This window comes from Vibrio sp. zbq_1 (assembly GCF_043102935.1).
GTDB classification, from domain to species: Bacteria; Pseudomonadota; Gammaproteobacteria; order Enterobacterales; family Vibrionaceae; genus Vibrio; species Vibrio parahaemolyticus.
This window is the reverse complement of the sequence record NZ_JBICJH010000037.1, coordinates 17,209-34,995: the sequence shown is the minus strand read 5'-3', so window position 1 is coordinate 34,995 and position 17,787 is coordinate 17,209. Positions and strand designations below refer to the sequence as shown.

Genomic DNA, 17,787 nt, shown 5'->3' with positions numbered 1-17,787 from the left:
AATTTAGACTTAGGTCTAACCAGTGCGGAGCGGTAGTTCAGTTGGTTAGAATACCGGCCTGTCACGCCGGGGGTCGCGGGTTCGAGTCCCGTCCGCTCCGCCACTTATTTCAAAGACCTCGCTTTTGCGGGGTTTTTTTGAATCTACAATGTGATAAACTGTAGATACTACAGGGGTGTAGCTCCAATTGGCAGAGCAGCGGATTCCAAATCCGCGTGTTGGGAGTTCGAATCTCTCCACCCCTGCCATATTTAAAGCCTCAGTCGAAAGACTGGGGCTTTTTTGTATCTGCAGATCTGAGCTGAAGAGATCTTTCCATACCGTTATTATTTCTCTTTCAATAAAATGTGAATCAGCATTTTCTTCAAGTAGTACTTAAACGAGATATGTTTATCTAAACGATAAATTCCCGTAGGGGTTCTTCCTATGAAAAATTGCTTGGAACGTATGTAAAAGTGACTCCTGTAACTTTTACATATTTCAGTGGTTTTAAAGCGATTATATTGTCGAATTCTAAGATTGTGTTACCGATAGCTGAGTGATTTTGATTACAATATCATCAGAACTTATTGGGGGAATTATGGGGCAGTTTTCTATTTTAGGCTTTATCGCACTCGGTGGGGCAATCGGTGCGTGTTCTCGATATTTAGTGTCTGAATTTTGTGTCTTACTTTTCGGACGAGGTTTCCCTTACGGTACGCTGACTGTTAACGTTGTAGGCTCTTTCGTCATGGGGTTGCTCATTGCGGCATTTGAAAGTGAAATATTAGCAACTGAACCATGGAGACAAGTGATTGGTCTAGGCTTCCTCGGTGCGCTTACCACCTTTTCAACCTTTTCTATGGATAACGTACTGCTTATGCAGCAAGGTGCTTTCTTTAAAATGGGTTTAAACATCTTATTGAATGTTGTTCTGAGTATCTCGGCGGCTTGGATTGGTTTCCAATTATTGATGCGTAGCTAGCAAAAGTAACGAAAATGTAATCAGGTCGGCTTGGTTTAACCAAGCCGTTTTTATATACTGGCTTCACTTGTCGGAGTGCCATAAGGCTGAGACCGTTAATTCGGGATCCGTTGAACCTGATCAGATTAATATCTGCGAAGGGAACAAGAGAAGATACCTATACCAGACAACGTCTGGCTAACCTATCAAAACGTCGAATGCAGTAATAGACAAAGAGTGAGCACCTGAACTCTAATCGTCCATAATTCGACCCCTCTTGTCGCATCTATCCGCCAAGCATTTTTATCCCAATACTTTTTATCTAGAATAACAAGCAAGGAAAAATGCTATGTCGAGTCGCAAACAAGCGAGACTGGAAGCAAAACAGTTTATTGATACTCTCTCGGTACAGCCGTACCCAAACTCAACCAAAGTGTATGTAGAGGGTTCTCGTCCTGACATCCGAGTGCCAATGCGTGAAATTTCTTTGGCTGATAGCCTAATTGGTGGCACCAAAGAGGCTCCAATTTTTGAGCCGAATGAGCCTGTACGTGTTTATGACACCTCTGGTGTGTATACCGACCCAGATTACTCTATCGACCTTTATAGTGGCTTACCAAAGCTTAGAGAAGGGTGGATTGAAGAACGCAATGATACTGAAATCCTTGAAGATGTAAGCTCTGTTTACGCAAAAGAGCGTCTTGACGATGAAACCTTAGATGATTTGCGTTATGGCAACTTACCACGTATTCGACGAGCTAAAGCCGGAAAATGCGTCACTCAACTACACTATGCTCGTAAAGGCATTGTTACTCCGGAAATGGAATACATTGCACTGCGTGAGAACATGGGTCGCGCTAAATATCGCGATGACGTGCTGACTCAGCAGCATCCTGGTCAAAGCTTCGGTGCAAATCTACCTAAAGACATTACTGCAGAATTCGTTCGTAAAGAAGTCGCAGAAGGTCGCGCCATCATTCCTTCGAATATCAATCATCCAGAATCTGAACCAATGATTATTGGCCGTAACTTCTTAGTTAAGGTGAATGCCAATATTGGTAACTCATCGGTCACGTCTTCAATCGAAGAAGAAGTGGAAAAACTTGTCTGGGCGACACGCTGGGGTGGCGATACCGTGATGGACCTTTCTACCGGCCGTAACATTCATGAAACTCGCGAATGGATTTTACGCAATAGCCCGGTGCCAATTGGTACGGTTCCTATGTATCAGGCTTTGGAGAAAGTAAATGGCATTGCTGAGAACCTGAATTGGGAAGTCATGCGCGACACGTTAATCGAACAAGCAGAGCAGGGTGTTGATTACTTTACTATCCATGCTGGTTTACTACTTCGCTATGTTCCAATGACGGCGAAACGAGTGACGGGGATTGTTTCGCGTGGTGGTTCGATTATCGCTAAGTGGTGTCTAGCGCATCACCAAGAAAGCTTCTTATACACCCATTTCCGCGAGATCTGTGAAATTTGTGCGAAGTACGATGTCGCTCTATCTCTTGGTGATGGCTTGCGTCCTGGCTCGGTTGCAGACGCGAACGATGAAGCGCAATTTGCAGAGCTGCGTACGCTCGGCGAGTTGACGAAAATCGCATGGGAATATGATGTACAGGTCATCATTGAAGGCCCTGGCCATATTCCAATGCACATGATCAAAGAGAATATGGACCAACAGTTGGAACACTGTCATGAAGCGCCGTTCTACACCTTGGGTCCTCTAACGACAGATATCGCTCCGGGTTATGACCATATTACATCCGGTATTGGTGCGGCGATGATTGGTTGGTATGGCTGCGCTATGTTGTGCTACGTGACCCCTAAGGAGCACTTGGGGCTTCCAAATAAAGAAGACGTTAAAACCGGTATGATCACCTACAAGCTAGCTGCGCATGCTGCAGATTTAGCAAAAGGGCATCCGGGAGCACAAGTTCGTGACAATGCCTTATCAAAGGCGCGTTTTGAATTCCGCTGGGAAGACCAATTTAACCTCGCTTTAGACCCCGATACGGCACGTGCATTTCATGATGAAACGCTACCGCAAGAGTCTGGAAAAGTAGCGCACTTCTGCTCAATGTGCGGCCCTAAATTCTGCTCAATGAAGATTTCTCAAGAAGTCAGGGAGTATGCCAAAGATACAGAGCAAGTTGCCGCGGATCAGGCGATTTCTATCAAGATGTTAGATGACCCGCTGGAAGGCATGCGTAAGAAGTCTGAAGAGTTTCGTGCGACAGGCTCGGAGCTTTATCACCCAGCCGTGCACGCCGAGGCGGATGAGTAATGGCTAAAATCCTTATTCCATCGTCGTTAATTCCGCTGACAGGATCTGTTCAGCAGAGTTTATTGTTGGCGAAAGAACAGGGTTTTAGTATTGATGAGATTGAGTTGGGCGTAAGCCCGACTCAATTTATTCAACTTGTTCTTGGGCAAAATACCTTTCGTGTAGGTACCGATCTGATTGACGTATGTGAGGAAGCAGAGACTGCCGATGTTGTGCTTTACTACCAATCAGGTCTATCGGTTTCAGAATGTCGCCAACAACCATCCTCGGCCATTTTTATTGGTATTGAAGACGTAGAGTCTAAGCACGATGATTCTGTTGAAACGACAAGCGCGGACGTGTTGGATATCTGGCGCCATCCGATTAATGATGAAATAAGAGCTCTGTCAGTTGCTTCTACTTCTAGAACTACAACTCTTCAAACCGATCAACACTTAGCGTGGACAGTAACGCTGCTTGCTCTCGATTTCCCTATTGAAGACGCTTTGACCTTGGCGCGCGCAATGGCGACTGTTTCACGTGAAACATTCATTAATGGTGAAACAATGGTCAAGCTGGAGTGGGCGTTTCAGTTTGCTGATTTTCCTACACCAGTCCTAGAAGATTGTCGCTTAGGCATCAAAGTAGGTTGGTCATCATACGGACAGTCGGTCAACTTTCCTCATCTGAGCAAACAGAGTTTGGGTCTCTATCCGGTCGTGGACGACGTCAGTTGGATTGAGCGGTTGTTGCCATTGGGTATCAACACCATTCAACTACGTATCAAAGACCCCTATCAGCCAGACTTAGAACAGCAGATTGCACGCGCGATTGAACTCGGTCGTCAGTATGACGCTCAAGTTTTTATTAATGATTATTGGCAACTAGCAATAAAGCATGGCGCGTTCGGGGTTCATCTTGGTCAAGAGGATATCGAAGATTCCAATTTGAGCCAGTTGAGCACCGCAGGTATTTGCTTAGGTCTATCAACCCATGGTTATTATGAACTGCTGCGTATCGTCCAAATTAACCCAAGCTACATTGCGTTGGGGCATATTTTTCCAACCACCACCAAACAAATGCCATCCAAACCGCAAGGTTTGGTTCGCTTAGCTTTGTATCAAAAGCTGATCGATAGCATTCCATATGGTGAAAGTGTTGGCTATCCAACTGTGGCCATTGGTGGCATTGACCAATCAAACGCAGAGCAAGTTTGGCAATGTGGCGTGTCCAGTTTAGCGGTGGTTCGTGCGATTACCTTGTCCGAATCGCCGAAACAAGTGATTGAGTTTTTCGACCAACTGATGAGCACAACGAGCACCTCATTGGTCATGGAGGACTATCGTGCTTACTGATCAAGAATTCATTCGTTATCAGCGTCAAGTTTCGTTACCTGAAATCGGAGAATCGGGCCAAGCTCGTCTTGGTCAATCTCATGTGTTGCTCATCGGCTGTGGTGGGTTGGGTAGTGCAGCAAGTTTGTATCTCGCGGCTGCTGGCGTGGGTAAGTTGGTTGTGATTGATGATGACCATGTTGATAGCAGCAATTTGCAGCGCCAGGTTATCTATCGTGAAGGCGACATCGAACTGGCGAAAACCGAGGCGATGGCTCAGCAGCTTCGTGATCTCAATTCAATGATTCAGGTACGCACGATTACCAAGCGTCTCGACCAAGCTCAGTTACAACTCGAAGTCATGTTGGCGGATGTGGTGTTGGATTGCAGTGACAACCTGCCAACGAGGCAGCTGATCAATCAAGTTTGTTATGAGCAAAATACACCTCTGATATCGGCGGCAGCGATTGGTTGGCAAGGGCAGTTTGCTGTTTTTGACTACTCAGACAAACCATCAAATTCAGGCTGCTATCGATGCTTGTATCCGTTTGATGAATTGCAGCAAACAATGAAGTGCAGCGAAACCGGCATTATCGGCCCTGTGGTGGGCACTCTGGGGAACTACCAAGCTCTCGCTGCTATTCAAAAGTTGGCGATAGATCGCTTTCATGTTGCGTGTGGTCAGTTACACCTCTTTGATGGGCTGCGGATGAACTGGCAGACCATGTCTATAACCAAAGACAAGCAATGTCAGGTTTGTGGTGACAATAATCTTGCTCCAGTGAGCAGTTAAGAGATGACCGCCATGACAGTTTCAAATCAATTTGCAGCAAGTTCGTTTGTGCGTTCCTTTGTTAAAGGAGAGAGGTAACGTGATAGCTATCGTTATTAACGACCAAGCTCAGCTGGTCGAGTGTAATGCCAACCTACAGCAAATCATTACCCAGTTTTCTCTGCCTGAAATGGGCTGTGTTTTTGCCATTAATAATCAAGTGGTGCCGCGTAGCGAATGGGCGAGTACGGTACTTTCTGAGGGAGATAGCATCTCTCTGTTTCAAGCCATCGCAGGGGGATAATGTCGATGCTGAAAATTGGTGATAAAGAATTTCAATCACGCTTGTTCACAGGAACAGGCAAATTTTCTAATAGCCGTTTAATGGCCGAAGCCATCCAGGTATCAGGTTCACAGCTCGCGACGATGGCGCTTAAACGTGTGGATGTACATGATCAGCAAGATGACATTTTGCAGCCTTTGATTCACGCCGGTGTGAATTTGCTACCGAACACCTCTGGCGCAAAAAATGCCAAAGATGCGGTTTTTGCTGCGCAGCTTGCTCGCGAAGCGTTGGGCACAAATTGGGTCAAACTGGAGATCCATCCCGACCCGAAATACTTAATGCCTGACCCAATAGAAACCTTAGCCGCTGCCGAACAGCTCGTGCGAGATGGCTTTATTGTGTTGCCATATTGCCATGCTGATCCGGTGTTATGTAAACGGCTGGAAGAAGTTGGCTGTGCTGCGGTGATGCCATTGGGAGCGCCGATTGGTTCGAACAAAGGTATCGCTTCGCACGATTTTCTAGAAATCATTATTGACCAAGCGAACGTACCTGTTGTCGTGGATGCGGGAATTGGTGCGCCTTCACATGCGGCAAGAGCGATGGAAATGGGCGCGGATGCCGTGTTGGTCAATACGGCGATCGCTGCTGCAAGTAATCCCGTTGCGATGGCGAAAGCGTTCAAGATGGCAGTCGAGTCAGGTCGTATGGCTTATAAAGCTGGGCTTGCAGGGAAAGTTTCTCATGCCGTTGCTTCCAGTCCGCTAACGGCTTTTCTCGATGAACTGTAGAAGTGAGGGTTCAAGATGAGCTTTTATGATCGCTTTCAGCAGCTCGATTGGGATGACATCTCCATGTCGATTTATGCCAAAACGGAGCAGGATGTGGAAAGGGCGCTAGCAAAACCCAAACGAGACTTGGAAGATTTTAAAGCGTTGATTTCTCCTGCTGCTGAACCGTACTTAGAGCAGATGGCAAAGCTTTCTTATTCGCTGACGCGTAAGCGTTTTGGCAACACTATGTCGCTATATATTCCTCTGTACCTCTCTAACCTTTGTGCCAACGCTTGTACCTATTGTGGCTTCTCTATGGAGAACCGCATAAAGCGAAGAACACTGAATAGGGACGAAGTTGAGGCGGAGATTGATGCGATTAAGCGAATGAAGTTCGACAGCGTGTTACTGGTAACGGGTGAGCATGAGACCAAAGTTGGGATGAAATACTTTCGCGAAATGGTGCCAATCATCAAGCAGCGATTTAATTATTTAGCGATGGAAGTCCAACCGTTGGATCAGGACGAATACGCCGAACTCAAAACATTGGGCCTTGATGCGGTGATGGTGTATCAAGAAACCTATCATCCCAAAACATATGCTCAGCATCATTTGCGTGGCAATAAAATGGATTTCCGATACCGGCTTGAAACGCCTGATAGATTGGCAAAAGCGGGGATCGACAAAATCGGTATTGGCGCTTTGATTGGTTTGGAAGAGTGGCGCACCGACTGCTTTTTTGCTGCTGCTCATCTGGATTACCTTGAGCGTACTTATTGGCAATCGCGTTATTCGATTTCTTTTCCTCGTTTACGCCCTTGTGCCGGTAATGTACCAGCGTCGGGATTACAACCGAAGTCTGTCATGACGGATAAGCAGTTGGTGCAATTGATTTGCGCCTATCGGCTGTTTAATCCGGAAGTGGAGTTGTCATTGTCGACGCGCGAATCACCGCAGTTTCGCGACAATGTATTACCGTTAGGCATTACGAGTATGTCTGCGGCATCGAAAACACAACCCGGTGGTTATGCGACCGAAGAGGTGGAACTGGAACAGTTCGAAATCAGTGACGAGCGTAGCGCGGCATCGGTAGAAGACATGATTAGAGCGAAAGGTTTCGCTCCGGTCTGGCGTGATTGGCACTCAGTTTACTCAGGTTAACCAAGGCGTTTACTGTGTCATTGGCATGTTTCACGTGAAACATTGTGATTGAATGAACGCTTAGCTTTGAGTTTCATGGATGTGATTTATGGGCTGCGATTTACGAATTTAGCCCCCAAAAAAAAGGCTCTCCAAGTGGAGAGCCTTTTCTATTTTATCTTTAATAGATGTTCGCACTTTTGTTTAAGAGTGAGCCAACGGCAGAGTTGCTTCGCGTAGCCATTCTTTTACTTCACCGTCAACAAGCGGGCTGATTTGTTCCCATACTTTTTGATGGTAGTCGTTCAACCAAGCAAGTTCTGGACGAGTCAGCATATCGACATTGATATTACGTTTATCGATTGGACAGCGCGTCAATGATTCGAATGATAGAACAGGGAAGTCACCGTTAGTCGGTGTTTCAACTACGAGCTCTAGGTTTTCGATACGGATACCGAACGCATCTGCACGGTAGTAACCAGGCTCATTTGATAGCACCATGCCTTCAGTTAGCGGCACATCAATTTGTTTCTTAGAGATGCTTGCCGGACCTTCATGCACACTTAGGAAGTGACCTACACCGTGGCCAGTACCGTGGTCGTAGTCATAACCTTCTGCCCAAAGATGTTGGCGAGCCAATGTATCGATTTGGTAACCGCGAGTGCCTTTCGGGAAGCGGGCACGTGCTACACCGATATGACCTTTCAGCGCGAGAGTGAACTGCTTGATCATTTCTGCTGATGGCTGACCAATCGCGATGGTGCGTGTAATGTCGGTTGTGCCATCTAGGTACTGACCGCCTGAATCCACAAGGTAAAGCGTATTCAGCTCTAGCTTACCTGGCTCTGGTTGGTTCTCATGATTGTAGTGACACATAGCCGCATTGCCGCCTGCCGCAGAAATGGTATCAAAGCTCAGATCCATCAGCGTTGGGTCTTCTTTACGGAATGCTTCTAGGCGATCAGCCAGTGTCGCTTCATCATGAAGATTGCCAGCAGCCACTTCGGCATCTAGCCAGCAAAGGAATTTGCTCATCGCTACACCGTCGCGGATATGACAGGCTTTCATGCCCGCAATCTCAACTTCGTTTTTCGCGGCTTTTGGCATTAAACATGGATCGGCTGCAGCAATAACCGATGCGCCTGCATTTTGCAGAACTAACTTAAACCATGCGTTACTGATTGCTGGGTCGAGCAATACCTTTTTACCAGACATGGCTTCAAGGCGAGATTGAAGTGCTTCTGGATGATGAACCGTCACACCAGTACCCACATGCGCTGCAAATTCAGCAGGTAAGCGAGCGGGATCTAGGAAGTACTCTACACTTGAGTCGGCATGAAGAATCGCGTGCGATAGTAAAACTGGCAAACGCGATACATCCAAGCCACGTACGTTCAATAGCCAACAAATAGAATCAAGCGCTGTGATGACTGCACTGTCTGCACCGGCTTTTGTTACCAGTTGAGCGATCTCTTTACGCTTACTTTCGCTTGATTGACCAACGGCTTCTGTTGGCATGAGGCGAACGTCAGAAACCACGGGTGCAGGGCGGTCATGCCATAATGCATCAATTGGGTTGCTGGAGAGAATGTTCAGCTCAAGTTTTCCGGCCAGTTTTGCTTGTGCCATATCTAGCCAAGCTGAACTGTGCATACGTGGGTCGATAGCCACGGACGCATTTGCGGTTAGATTGTCTTGAATCCAATCCAATGCCGGTTCTTCAATTAGGTGGCGATATTCAAACAACTCGTTAGGAACTTGTTTGGTCACTTGTACTGTATAGCGACCATCAACAAAAATCGCGGCTTTGTCTTGTGTGATCACGGCTGCGCCTGCAGAGCCTGTGAATCCGGTTAGCCAATGGAGGCGTTCATTGTGCGCAGGGACATATTCACCCAGGTATTCATCTTCGTGAGGGATCAGTAGGGCATCAATGTTGTGTTGAGCAAGCCATTCGCGAATTGCGTTCACGCGGCTTAGGGTATCGTTGTGCATCTGTTTTATTCCTTCAAATTACCGCTCCTTCATGCTCAGGTGTGGGAGCTGTTTCCTTCTGCTTCGTGCAGTGATTGAGTTAAACGCCGTAGCAAGATGACGTTTAAGTCTGGGTACAACAGGCCATAGATGAGCCAAAAAGGACTATCGACTGTTAAGCTACTCATTTTAACCGCTAAGCGCAAATTGCGTCCGACATTTTTATCTAAGGTGATCGGTTTTTTGCGTGATCATCGTGCGCAGCCAATTCAAGGCTGGGTCGTTTTCTCTGTCTCTGTGCCAAAACAGAGTGTAAGCCATGGGCGGGAATTCAAGCGGCAATGGCAAGACCACCAAGTCGAGCTGTTTGGCAGCCAGTTGCACAAAATGGCTCGGCGCGGTAAAGATGAAGTCGGTGTAAGAACACAAGCTAGCAGCACTATTGAAATCTGGAACGGTGACTGCAATATCGCGCTCTGCGCCAATGTCCGCTAAACGATAGTCCAACAACCAACGGTCGTTTCCATCACATCGCACTTGTACGTGACGAAGTGCGAGATACGCTTCGAGGTTCCACTTCTGTTTTAGTGCGGGGTGGTTTTTACGAATGATGCACATCTGATGGTCGCGATAGATTTCGAGTTCGCAAATATCATCCGGTGGCAGTAGGGTAAGTTTTGCGTCATTGATGTCGATGTCTTTACCAGTTAATCCCAAATCCAACTCACCACGCTGCAACATTTTGAAGGTGTTATCTGACCAAGGATGCGTGCTGATGGTGACGCCGGGCGCCTGTTGAAAAATCGCTGGTAAGAAATGCGGTAAGATTAATGGGTAGACACTTTCCACGGCTGCAATTTGAAAACGGTATTCACTGCTTTGGGGCGAAAACTCTTCTGGCTGGGTCAGCACTTCTAATTGGTTAATCAACAGATCCAGTTTCGGTTTGAGGAACAATGCACGTGGTGTTGGTGTTAATCCATGTGAGTTACGCGTAAACAATGGATCATCAAATTGAATGCGAAGTTTGGCTAATGATTTGCTCACCGCGGATTGGCTAAGGCACAGTCGATGCGCTGCTCGAGTCACGTTAAGCTCTTCAATTAACACTTTAAAACAGACCAGTAAGTTCAGGTCGAGACGAGCGAGCTTTTCTATGTTCACGGTGAATTTCCTCTGGGGAATAATGGTCATGATTATACATCATTTCCATTCATATCATCAGATGATTAAGCTCTCTGCAAAGTTCTTGTTCAATTTGGAGTGTTGTGTGTCTAGCCATATTTCTAATAGTAAAAAACAAATGGCGTTGTTGACCCTTTTGGTTCTTTTCAGTCCGCTTGCGATTGATATCTATCTACCTGCGTTACCTCTTATCGCTTCAACTTTTCAGGTAGACAATGCGCTAGCACAAGACACTATTACATGGTTCCTATTTGCGATGGGTGTTGGCCAACTGTTTGCTGGCCCTTTGGCAGATAAACTCGGACGTCGAACTGTTGCATTGGGCGGCATCACTATCTACGCAATGAGCGCTTTATTGGCGTGGAGTGCTCAAAATATTGAGTGGATGTTGATGTCTCGTTTGCTACAAGGCTTAGGTGCGTGTGCGACATCGGTAGCAGCCTTTGCAACAGTTCGCGATATTTTCGGCCCAGAGAAAAGCGGCAAGATGATCAGCTACCTTAATGGTGCGATCTGCTTTATTCCGGCACTGGCACCAATCTTAGGTAGCTGGTTAACACAGCAATTCGATTGGCGTGCAAACTTCAGCTTTATGGCTGGTTTTGCGGTTGTCTCAGGAACGTTGATGTTCTTGATGATGAAGGAAACCAACCCTGCAACCGAGAAACAAGCGGTATTCAAAGTAAGTCGTTACTGGTCGGTACTGAGCACGCCATCTTTCATTTTCCACGCGTCACTATGTTTGATGGCCATGGCAGTTATCTTAGCTTACGTGACGTCAGCACCGTCGGTATTGATGACAGGCATGGGCCTTTCAATGAATGAGTTCACATTCTGGTTTGGCATTAACGCGGTCATCAACATCGCTGGTTGTATGTTGGCACCGAAGTTCATGGAACGTTTTGGCACACACAACACGCTTGTGGTTGGTATCTCGACGTTGGCTCTGGCTGGTGTGGTGATGCTGGTGATGAATGGCCAAAACACGGCGCTGTCGTTCATGCTGCCAATCTTTATGTCGTCCGTTGGTTTTGCTTTGATTCTTGGCGGCGCCGCGGGCAAGGCGTTGGAACCATTCGGTGATAAAGCGGGCACAGCCGCAGCGCTACTCGGTTTGTTCCAAATGAGCGGTTCTGGTTTGTTAGTGGGTACCTTACAGCGTTTGCCGTTTGATCCACAAACATTGATTGCTATTCATATGTGGGTATTGCTACCAGCATTGGTGATTCTATTTTCAAAGGCCGGTAAGAGCTGGCACGCACGCTTCGCTAATGCGTAAATCAGTGTAATTTAGTATTTTCCAATGTATGTAACGCGTGTATATTTGTCGTTCACACTTTTCCTGACACCATAACGGAATTCAAAAAGTAATGTCGTTAACCACGTATGAAATGGCTCGTATTTTAGAGCAAATGGAAGAATCACCAGAAAAGGTGATGTTTGGTAAGTTGCTTAATGAGCTGGGCAATCAAAGCTCCGAGCGCATTCGTAGTGCGGCAAAACAAGTACCTCTACCAATCTTGCGTGACATTGTGTACCAATTTCAACAAGTGATTGAGTCACGCAAGGGCGAGCAAGTTGAGCTATTAGCAAAAGACCTCGCACAACAAGGTATCTCAGCGGATGAACTGCTGGCTTATCTAAACAAGCAATAAAAGAAATCCCCGCAATCGCGGGGATTTTTCTATCTGACGAATTTGTCTTTTAACAATCGGTCGAGTGAAAACGGACCGCCTCCCCACAGCGTCACAATCAAAATCATTAACCCCCAGAGTTGGTGGTCATGGAAACCTTGCTCCCACAGTAGTGGGTAGGACAGGACTGCGATAATGTTGAACACAAACAACATGGCAGCCATAGGGCGAGTAAATAATCCAAGCGCTAAAAAGACCGGAAGAACTAACTCTGCGAATGTGCCTGAATAGGCGGCAAATTCCCAAGGTAGCAACGGAACTTGATACTCAAATTCGAACAAGTACAGGGTGCTATCCCATGAGGCAATTTTGATAAGGCCGGAATTAAAAAACACCCAAGCGACCCATAAACGGCAAAACAGCAGCAACAACGGCATTGCGTGAGTTTGTAAGCTGTTGGTGTATTCGTCGTAGCGGCTAATCAGGCTTTTAACAGAATCTGTCATCGTATCCTCCTTACGCGGTTTGCAGCGTAAAACCTTCAATCAGGTCAAGCGTCATGATGTGATTAAGATGAGCGAGCAACGGCTCAGGGATATCGCTCAAACATTGCTTTTGTTCCAAGCTGGCAAGCAATTGATAGGCTTCGTCATCCAGCGCGAAACACTGCGCTTCACCATCGGGCTCGATGCGGATCACCCCTTGTTGCAATTGGTTGATGTTGAGCTGATCGAATTGTTGAGTACGAACAGCTGCGAATAAATCAAACACCGCGTAATGAGCATCAAAGCACTTACACCCAGGACGAAGGTGGAAAACTAAATGAGAATGTTGCGACTCTGGTACGTGTGGTAATTCAGGCAGCGGTTGCACGGCTGTGTCTGCTTGATGCTCATAACGAGCTTGGCGAGCAAGGTCGATGTTCCATTCAAAGAGAGCAACTTCTGGGCTGTATGGTGCTTGAGCCATGACCTGACCAAACAACATCACAGTGAGGTGAAAGTCTTTTCCGTAGTGAATAACACTGCCTTCTTGGAGTGGGTGCGTTAAAACATGTTGGCGTGCTATTTGGGCAAAGCACGTTTCCCCTAGTAACGCTTCAACCATCGGATAAGTTGCAGAAAGGACTTCACTCAAGCTGATGATAAAGTTGTTGCGATATATCTGCATGCGCTCGTCAGCGGTAAACTGACCGCTTGCAATATTACAGTCGTCGCCCAATGCCTGATAGTGAAGCGCTTTCGCAAACTGGTTTTGTAAGGTGGCTAGCTTCATGAGGCTTTCCTCGTAGCGCTAAGCGGGGTGGTAATTTGGGAGAGAAGGAGCGAGGCCTTTTCCGCTTCTGCCAATAACACTTCTGGTGCTGGGATATCTAAGTCCCATTCAATTAAGGTATGGCGCGGACCATACTGTTCGACCCAGTGTTGATATAACTTCCAGACTTCCGTGCTGACGGGACGGCTGTGAGTATCAATCCAAATTTCGCCTTTATCGAGTTGCTTGATGGTGAAACCCGCCAAATGAATTTCATCCACTTTGTCTGCCGGAATGGCGGACAGATAGGTATTGCAATCAAAGCCGTGATTGAAGGCTGATACGTGTACGTTATTCAGATCGAGCAGTAACCGGCAACTTGTGCGCTGCTGAACTTCAGCGAGAAACTCCCACTCGCTGATCGTCGAGTGTTGAAACTTCACATAGCTCGATGGGTTCTCGATTAAGATTTCGCGTTGCAGATAATCCTGAACTTCAAGCACATTGCGAGTAAAAACGTTCAGTGCTTCTTCGGTGTATGGTAGGGGAAGCAAGTCGTTAAAATAGTGCCCACCATTTTCACTCCAGCTCAAATGGTCAGAGACAAACATCGGGTCAATGGCATCAATCAACGCTTTCAGTTGAGCTAGGTGTACTTGGCTAACGCGTTCAACAGAGCCTAACGATAAACCAATTCCGTGGCAGCTGATCTGGTATTGCTCTCGCAAAGTGTGTAGATATTTTCGTTCGGCTGCATTGGGTTGAAAGTAGTTCTCGCTGTGAATTTCTAACCAAGACAGTCCTGGACGTTGTTGCTGAAAAAAGTCCAAATGAGGAGTCCGTAAACCAACGCCAACAAGAGGGTGAAAATCGTAGTGTTTCACGTGAAACTCCTTTTCGAACTGGATAGAAGAGGTTGTGGGGTGTGAGTTGAGCCATCACACGCCCACAACAATTAACGGAGAAATTAAGATGCGCTGGTGCTGCCGCCAGCCAATTTGTCGCAAAGACCTTTTGGAACCACCACAAAAGCGTCTTTCTGGTGGTCTTGTTTTGACGTGCCGGCGCAAGAGCTGTTCTTCGTCGCACAGTCATTTTTCCCCGCTTTTGCCACGCCGTAGCACTTTTCTTTTTCTGCCGCGACAGCAGGTGTTGCTGTTAATAGAGTGCCACCAAGGGCTAGTAGGCCAGTAACCGCAGCAGTAACAGCAAGATTCGACTTTTTCATAATAATTTCCTCTGAATGATTTCCTTTACGTTGAGATGGGCAAGCAGACGAGCGATTAAGATGCACAGTTTTTGTCCGCTTGCTTAACTTAAGAGATAGGAAGGTGAGTGAAAAACTTTCAGGGAAATTGTTTTGGAGAATGCTTTTTGATGGTTTGATTTACATAACTGATTGAATGGATGAGTAAAAAATCGTCGAACTTTTTATCTAGTTTTGTCTCAACACACCCTAGTTGTTTAGGTTATAATCTATTTTTATGTATAAATAACCAGTAGCTCATCATGATGGATCCATCTCTATTACTCGACGGTTTGAACGACAAACAGCGTGAAGCCGTTGCAGCACCTCTAGAAAACTTGCTCGTCCTTGCTGGTGCAGGGAGTGGTAAGACTCGCGTTCTTGTTCACCGTATCGCTTGGTTGATGTCGGTAGAACAAGCGTCTCCGTTCTCAATCATGTCGGTAACCTTTACCAACAAAGCGGCAGCGGAGATGCGTGGCCGTATTGAAGAGTTGATGATGGGCAGTGCGTCAGGCATGTGGAATGGTACCTTTCACGGTATTTGTCACCGCATTCTGCGCGCGCACTATCTTGATGCCAAGCTACCGGAAGACTTTCAAATCATCGACAGCGACGATCAACAGCGTTTACTGAAGCGTCTGATCAAAGCACAAAATTTGGATGAGAAGCAGTGGCCTGCACGCCAAGTGGCTTGGTGGATTAACGGCAAAAAAGACGAAGGTCTGCGCCCAACACATATTGATGCTTACCACGATCCTGTGACCAAAACCTACTTGCAGCTATACACCGCTTATCAAGAAGCGTGTGACCGTGCAGGTCTGGTCGACTTTGCAGAAATTCTGCTTCGCGCTCATGAGCTACTGCGCGATAACAAGTTTGTCCGAGAGCACTACCAGGCACGCTTTAAACACATTCTGGTTGACGAGTTCCAAGACACCAACAATATCCAATACGCTTGGCTACGCATGATGACGGGGCCTGAGTGTCATGTGATGATCGTGGGTGACGATGACCAATCGATTTACGGTTGGCGCGGAGCAAAAGTCGAAAACATTGAGAAATTCACCCGTGAATTCCCAAGCGTAACCACCATTCGCCTAGAGCAGAATTACCGTTCCACCAAGACCATTTTGGAAGCTTCCAATACCTTGATCGCCAATAACACCGAGCGTATGGGTAAAGAGCTGTGGACTGACGGCGTCGTTGGTGAACCGATTTCGGTTTACAGTGCTTACAACGAGTTGGACGAAGCCCGTTTTGCGGTTAACAAAATCAAAGAGTGGCAAGACAAAGGTGGAGCATTGAATGATGCAGCGATGCTGTACCGCAACAACGCCCAGTCTCGTGTACTGGAAGAAGCGTTGATTCAAGCTGGTCTACCATACCGTATTTATGGTGGTATGCGATTCTTCGAGCGTCAGGAAATCAAAGACGCACTGGCCTACATGCGTTTGATGGCCAACCGTAATGACGATGCTGCATTTGAACGTGTGGTGAATACGCCAACTCGTGGTTTAGGTGACAAGACACTAGAAACCATCCGCCGTGCGGCGCGCGATCGTGGTTGCACTATGTGGGAAGCCAGCGTTGCGATGTTGGATGAACAAGTGCTCGCGGGTCGAGCGGCTGGGGCATTAGGTCGCTTTATCGAACTTATTACCGCACTCGAAGACGACACGTTAGAGATGCCGTTGCACGAGCAAACAGACCATGTGATCAAGTACTCTGGCTTGTTTGCCATGTATGAGCAAGAGAAGGGCGAAAAGTCTAAGGCTCGTATTGAGAACTTGGAGGAATTGGTGACCGCAACTCGCCAATTCGAGAAGCCTGAAGAAGCGGAAGAGATGTCGCTGCTGACTGCGTTCTTGACTCATGCGGCGCTAGAAGCGGGTGAAGGGCAAGCCGACGAATTTGAAGATGCAGTTCAATTGATGACACTGCACAGTGCAAAAGGCTTGGAATTCCCATTGGTGTTTATGGTGGGCGTTGAAGAAGGCATGTTCCCAAGCCAGATGTCGGCGGAAGAGGCGGGGCGTTTAGAGGAAGAGCGCCGCCTGTGCTACGTCGGTATGACGCGCGCGATGCAAAAACTCTACATCACTTACGCGGAAATGCGCCGTTTGTATGGTCAAGATAAGTACCATAAGCCATCGCGTTTTATTCGTGAGTTGCCGGAAACGTGCCTGGACGAAGTGCGTATGAAAGCGCAAGTCAGCCGACCTGCAAGCAGTGGTCGCTTTAGCCAAACTGCAGTGAAAGAGAACTTCAACGAGACGGGCTTTTCACTTGGTTCACGCGTAATGCATCCAAAGTTTGGCGAAGGCACCATCATTAACTTTGAAGGCAGCGGTCCACAGAGTCGCGTTCAAATCGCGTTCAATGGTGAAGGCATTAAATGGTTAGTGACTGCTTACGCTAGACTAGAGAAACTGTAAGGTTTTTATCGAAAGCTAGTTTGCATTGTTCGCAAACTAACTCAAGGGCTGCTTCGGCCGCTCTTGTTGTATCTGGAGCCTACAAAGTACCTTATTTGAGTTTGAGTTTGAGTTTGAGTTTGAGTTTGAGTTTGAGTTTGAGCTTGAGATGGGGACAACTGTGCTTGGCAGGTCGGGCGGAAATGGCAGAAAAGAAAAACCCCGAGGGCTTGCGCCCATCGGGGTTATAGTCTTACTCGCAGCAATCCAGCTACTAAAAAGTGCTCCTTGCATCGAATCCTTGATAGCGTGCTGTATTCCTTCAGCTTAATCCTTTCGTCGCCTTCCTAGCGGTGTCCTTGATGACCTTATCCTGGTCTGCTAACTATCCTCGTCAGCTCTCATCACTTGTTCCCTGAGCGGTGTCCATGACATCATCCTGATGTTCAGTCCTTGCCTCGTCCAGAGGTGTCCATTTCCCGTCCTTAGTAGCAACCATCCTAGTCGCTATTGATTCCGTTCAATGTCCAGTTTTGCATTCCATGCCCGACTATTCATCC

Annotated in this window: 16 protein-coding genes, 2 tRNA genes and 1 riboswitch; of the genes, 12 read left to right on the top strand and 6 right to left on the bottom strand. The window is 47.1% G+C overall.

Translation table 11 applies throughout. The features are described from left to right. Positions 1–26: 26 nt before the first annotated feature. The 9 genes from ACF8CV_RS17410 (at position 27) to thiH (ending at position 7,538) form a co-directional block, all read left to right on the top strand. A tRNA-Asp gene (locus ACF8CV_RS17410) sits at positions 27–103 on the top strand. A 68-nt stretch (positions 104–171) separates the two neighbouring features. Then, positions 172–248 (top strand) — tRNA-Trp (locus tag ACF8CV_RS17405). Between the two features lie 332 nt (positions 249–580). Then, positions 581–964, top strand: coding sequence for a fluoride efflux transporter CrcB (gene crcB / locus ACF8CV_RS17400; RefSeq protein ID WP_138938229.1), 384 nt, complete (start codon positions 581–583; stop codon positions 962–964). A 61-nt stretch (positions 965–1,025) separates the two neighbouring features. Beyond that, a riboswitch (TPP riboswitch) is annotated at positions 1,026–1,124 on the top strand. Positions 1,125–1,292: 168 nt separating this feature from the next. Continuing rightward, the gene (gene thiC, locus ACF8CV_RS17395) at positions 1,293–3,233 is read left to right on the top strand and encodes a phosphomethylpyrimidine synthase ThiC (protein WP_015297505.1); all 1,941 of its coding nucleotides are present in this window, start codon (positions 1,293–1,295) and stop codon (positions 3,231–3,233) included. Then, the gene (locus ACF8CV_RS17390; RefSeq protein WP_138938228.1) at positions 3,233–4,567 is read left to right on the top strand and encodes a thiamine phosphate synthase; all 1,335 of its coding nucleotides are present in this window, start codon (positions 3,233–3,235) and stop codon (positions 4,565–4,567) included. Before thiC ends, ACF8CV_RS17390 begins: the two co-directional genes overlap by 1 nt. Next, complete coding sequence (gene thiF / locus ACF8CV_RS17385) at positions 4,557–5,339, top strand: thiazole biosynthesis adenylyltransferase ThiF (protein WP_025613074.1); 783 nt, start codon at positions 4,557–4,559, stop codon at positions 5,337–5,339. The genes ACF8CV_RS17390 and thiF overlap by 11 nt, the downstream gene beginning before the upstream one ends. Positions 5,340–5,418: 79 nt before the next feature. Beyond that, a complete protein-coding gene (thiS, locus tag ACF8CV_RS17380) occupies positions 5,419–5,622 on the top strand; it encodes a sulfur carrier protein ThiS (protein WP_015297502.1) in 204 nt (67 codons plus the stop codon). Between the two features lie 5 nt (positions 5,623–5,627). Next, positions 5,628–6,395, top strand: coding sequence for a thiazole synthase (locus ACF8CV_RS17375; RefSeq protein ID WP_005486147.1), 768 nt, complete (start codon positions 5,628–5,630; stop codon positions 6,393–6,395). A 15-nt stretch (positions 6,396–6,410) separates the two neighbouring features. Further along, positions 6,411–7,538 (top strand): 2-iminoacetate synthase ThiH, encoded by a 1,128-nt coding sequence (gene thiH / locus ACF8CV_RS17370; RefSeq protein WP_138938227.1) that lies wholly within the window; start codon positions 6,411–6,413, stop codon positions 7,536–7,538. A 183-nt stretch (positions 7,539–7,721) separates the two neighbouring features. Here thiH and ACF8CV_RS17365 read toward each other — a convergent pair whose 3' ends face one another. Both ACF8CV_RS17365 and ACF8CV_RS17360 read right to left on the bottom strand, forming a co-directional pair. After that, positions 7,722–9,512 carry an aminopeptidase P family protein gene (locus ACF8CV_RS17365; protein WP_042766554.1) on the bottom strand — a complete coding sequence of 597 codons (1,791 nt, stop codon included), beginning with the start codon at positions 9,510–9,512 and terminating at the stop codon, positions 7,722–7,724. A 201-nt stretch (positions 9,513–9,713) separates the two neighbouring features. Then, positions 9,714–10,655, bottom strand: a complete 942-nt coding sequence (locus ACF8CV_RS17360) for a LysR family transcriptional regulator (RefSeq protein WP_005465075.1) — start codon at positions 10,653–10,655, stop codon at positions 9,714–9,716. Positions 10,656–10,761: 106 nt separating this feature from the next. On the opposite strand from ACF8CV_RS17360, the gene ACF8CV_RS17355 reads away from it, so the two are divergent. Together ACF8CV_RS17355 and ACF8CV_RS17350 are read left to right on the top strand one after the other, a co-directional pair. Next, a complete protein-coding gene (locus tag ACF8CV_RS17355; RefSeq protein ID WP_005480931.1) occupies positions 10,762–11,955 on the top strand; it encodes a multidrug effflux MFS transporter in 1,194 nt (397 codons plus the stop codon). 91 nt (positions 11,956–12,046) lie between these two features. Continuing rightward, positions 12,047–12,331: a hypothetical protein gene (locus ACF8CV_RS17350; protein WP_005458563.1), complete on the top strand. Its 285-nt coding sequence runs from the start codon at positions 12,047–12,049 to the stop codon at positions 12,329–12,331. Positions 12,332–12,360: 29 nt separating this feature from the next. Here the strand turns inward: ACF8CV_RS17350 and ACF8CV_RS17345 are convergent, their stop codons facing one another. The 4 genes from ACF8CV_RS17345 to ACF8CV_RS17330 form a co-directional block, all read right to left on the bottom strand. Continuing rightward, positions 12,361–12,816: a DoxX family protein gene (locus ACF8CV_RS17345; protein ID WP_025574726.1), complete on the bottom strand. Its 456-nt coding sequence runs from the start codon at positions 12,814–12,816 to the stop codon at positions 12,361–12,363. A gap of 10 nt (positions 12,817–12,826) precedes the next feature. Next, on the bottom strand, positions 12,827–13,585 hold the full coding sequence (locus ACF8CV_RS17340; RefSeq protein WP_138938226.1) for a DNA-binding domain-containing protein: 759 nt from the start codon (positions 13,583–13,585) through the stop codon (positions 12,827–12,829). After that, positions 13,582–14,448: a DUF692 domain-containing protein gene (locus ACF8CV_RS17335; RefSeq protein ID WP_024703605.1), complete on the bottom strand. Its 867-nt coding sequence runs from the start codon at positions 14,446–14,448 to the stop codon at positions 13,582–13,584. The genes ACF8CV_RS17340 and ACF8CV_RS17335 overlap by 4 nt, the downstream gene beginning before the upstream one ends. 83 nt (positions 14,449–14,531) lie before the next feature. After that, complete coding sequence (locus ACF8CV_RS17330; RefSeq protein ID WP_005458571.1) at positions 14,532–14,792, bottom strand: DUF2282 domain-containing protein; 261 nt, start codon at positions 14,790–14,792, stop codon at positions 14,532–14,534. Between the two features lie 281 nt (positions 14,793–15,073). Between ACF8CV_RS17330 and uvrD the strand changes: the two genes are divergently transcribed. Next, entirely contained in the window at positions 15,074–17,248 is a 2,175-nt protein-coding gene (uvrD, locus tag ACF8CV_RS17325; RefSeq protein WP_025796042.1) for a DNA helicase II, read from the top strand. Positions 17,249–17,787: the final 539 nt, after the last annotated feature.

Excerpts from the sequence above, each read along its gene's own strand:
- thiC (WP_015297505.1), top strand. The coding sequence starts at position 1,293 with ATGTCGAGTCGCAAACAAGCGAGACTGGAAGCAAAACAGTTTATTGAT.
- ACF8CV_RS17330 (WP_005458571.1), bottom strand. The coding sequence starts at position 14,792 with ATGAAAAAGTCGAATCTTGCTGTTACTGCTGCGGTTACTGGCCTACTA.
- ACF8CV_RS17365 (WP_042766554.1), bottom strand. The coding sequence starts at position 9,512 with ATGCACAACGATACCCTAAGCCGCGTGAACGCAATTCGCGAATGGCTT.
- ACF8CV_RS17390 (WP_138938228.1), top strand. The coding sequence starts at position 3,233 with ATGGCTAAAATCCTTATTCCATCGTCGTTAATTCCGCTGACAGGATCT.
- ACF8CV_RS17345 (WP_025574726.1), bottom strand. The coding sequence starts at position 12,816 with ATGACAGATTCTGTTAAAAGCCTGATTAGCCGCTACGACGAATACACC.
- thiH (WP_138938227.1), top strand. The coding sequence starts at position 6,411 with ATGAGCTTTTATGATCGCTTTCAGCAGCTCGATTGGGATGACATCTCC.
- ACF8CV_RS17340 (WP_138938226.1), bottom strand. The coding sequence starts at position 13,585 with ATGAAGCTAGCCACCTTACAAAACCAGTTTGCGAAAGCGCTTCACTAT.
- uvrD (WP_025796042.1), top strand. The coding sequence starts at position 15,074 with ATGATGGATCCATCTCTATTACTCGACGGTTTGAACGACAAACAGCGT.
- crcB (WP_138938229.1), top strand. The coding sequence starts at position 581 with ATGGGGCAGTTTTCTATTTTAGGCTTTATCGCACTCGGTGGGGCAATC.
- ACF8CV_RS17350 (WP_005458563.1), top strand. The coding sequence starts at position 12,047 with ATGTCGTTAACCACGTATGAAATGGCTCGTATTTTAGAGCAAATGGAA.
- ACF8CV_RS17375 (WP_005486147.1), top strand. The coding sequence starts at position 5,628 with ATGCTGAAAATTGGTGATAAAGAATTTCAATCACGCTTGTTCACAGGA.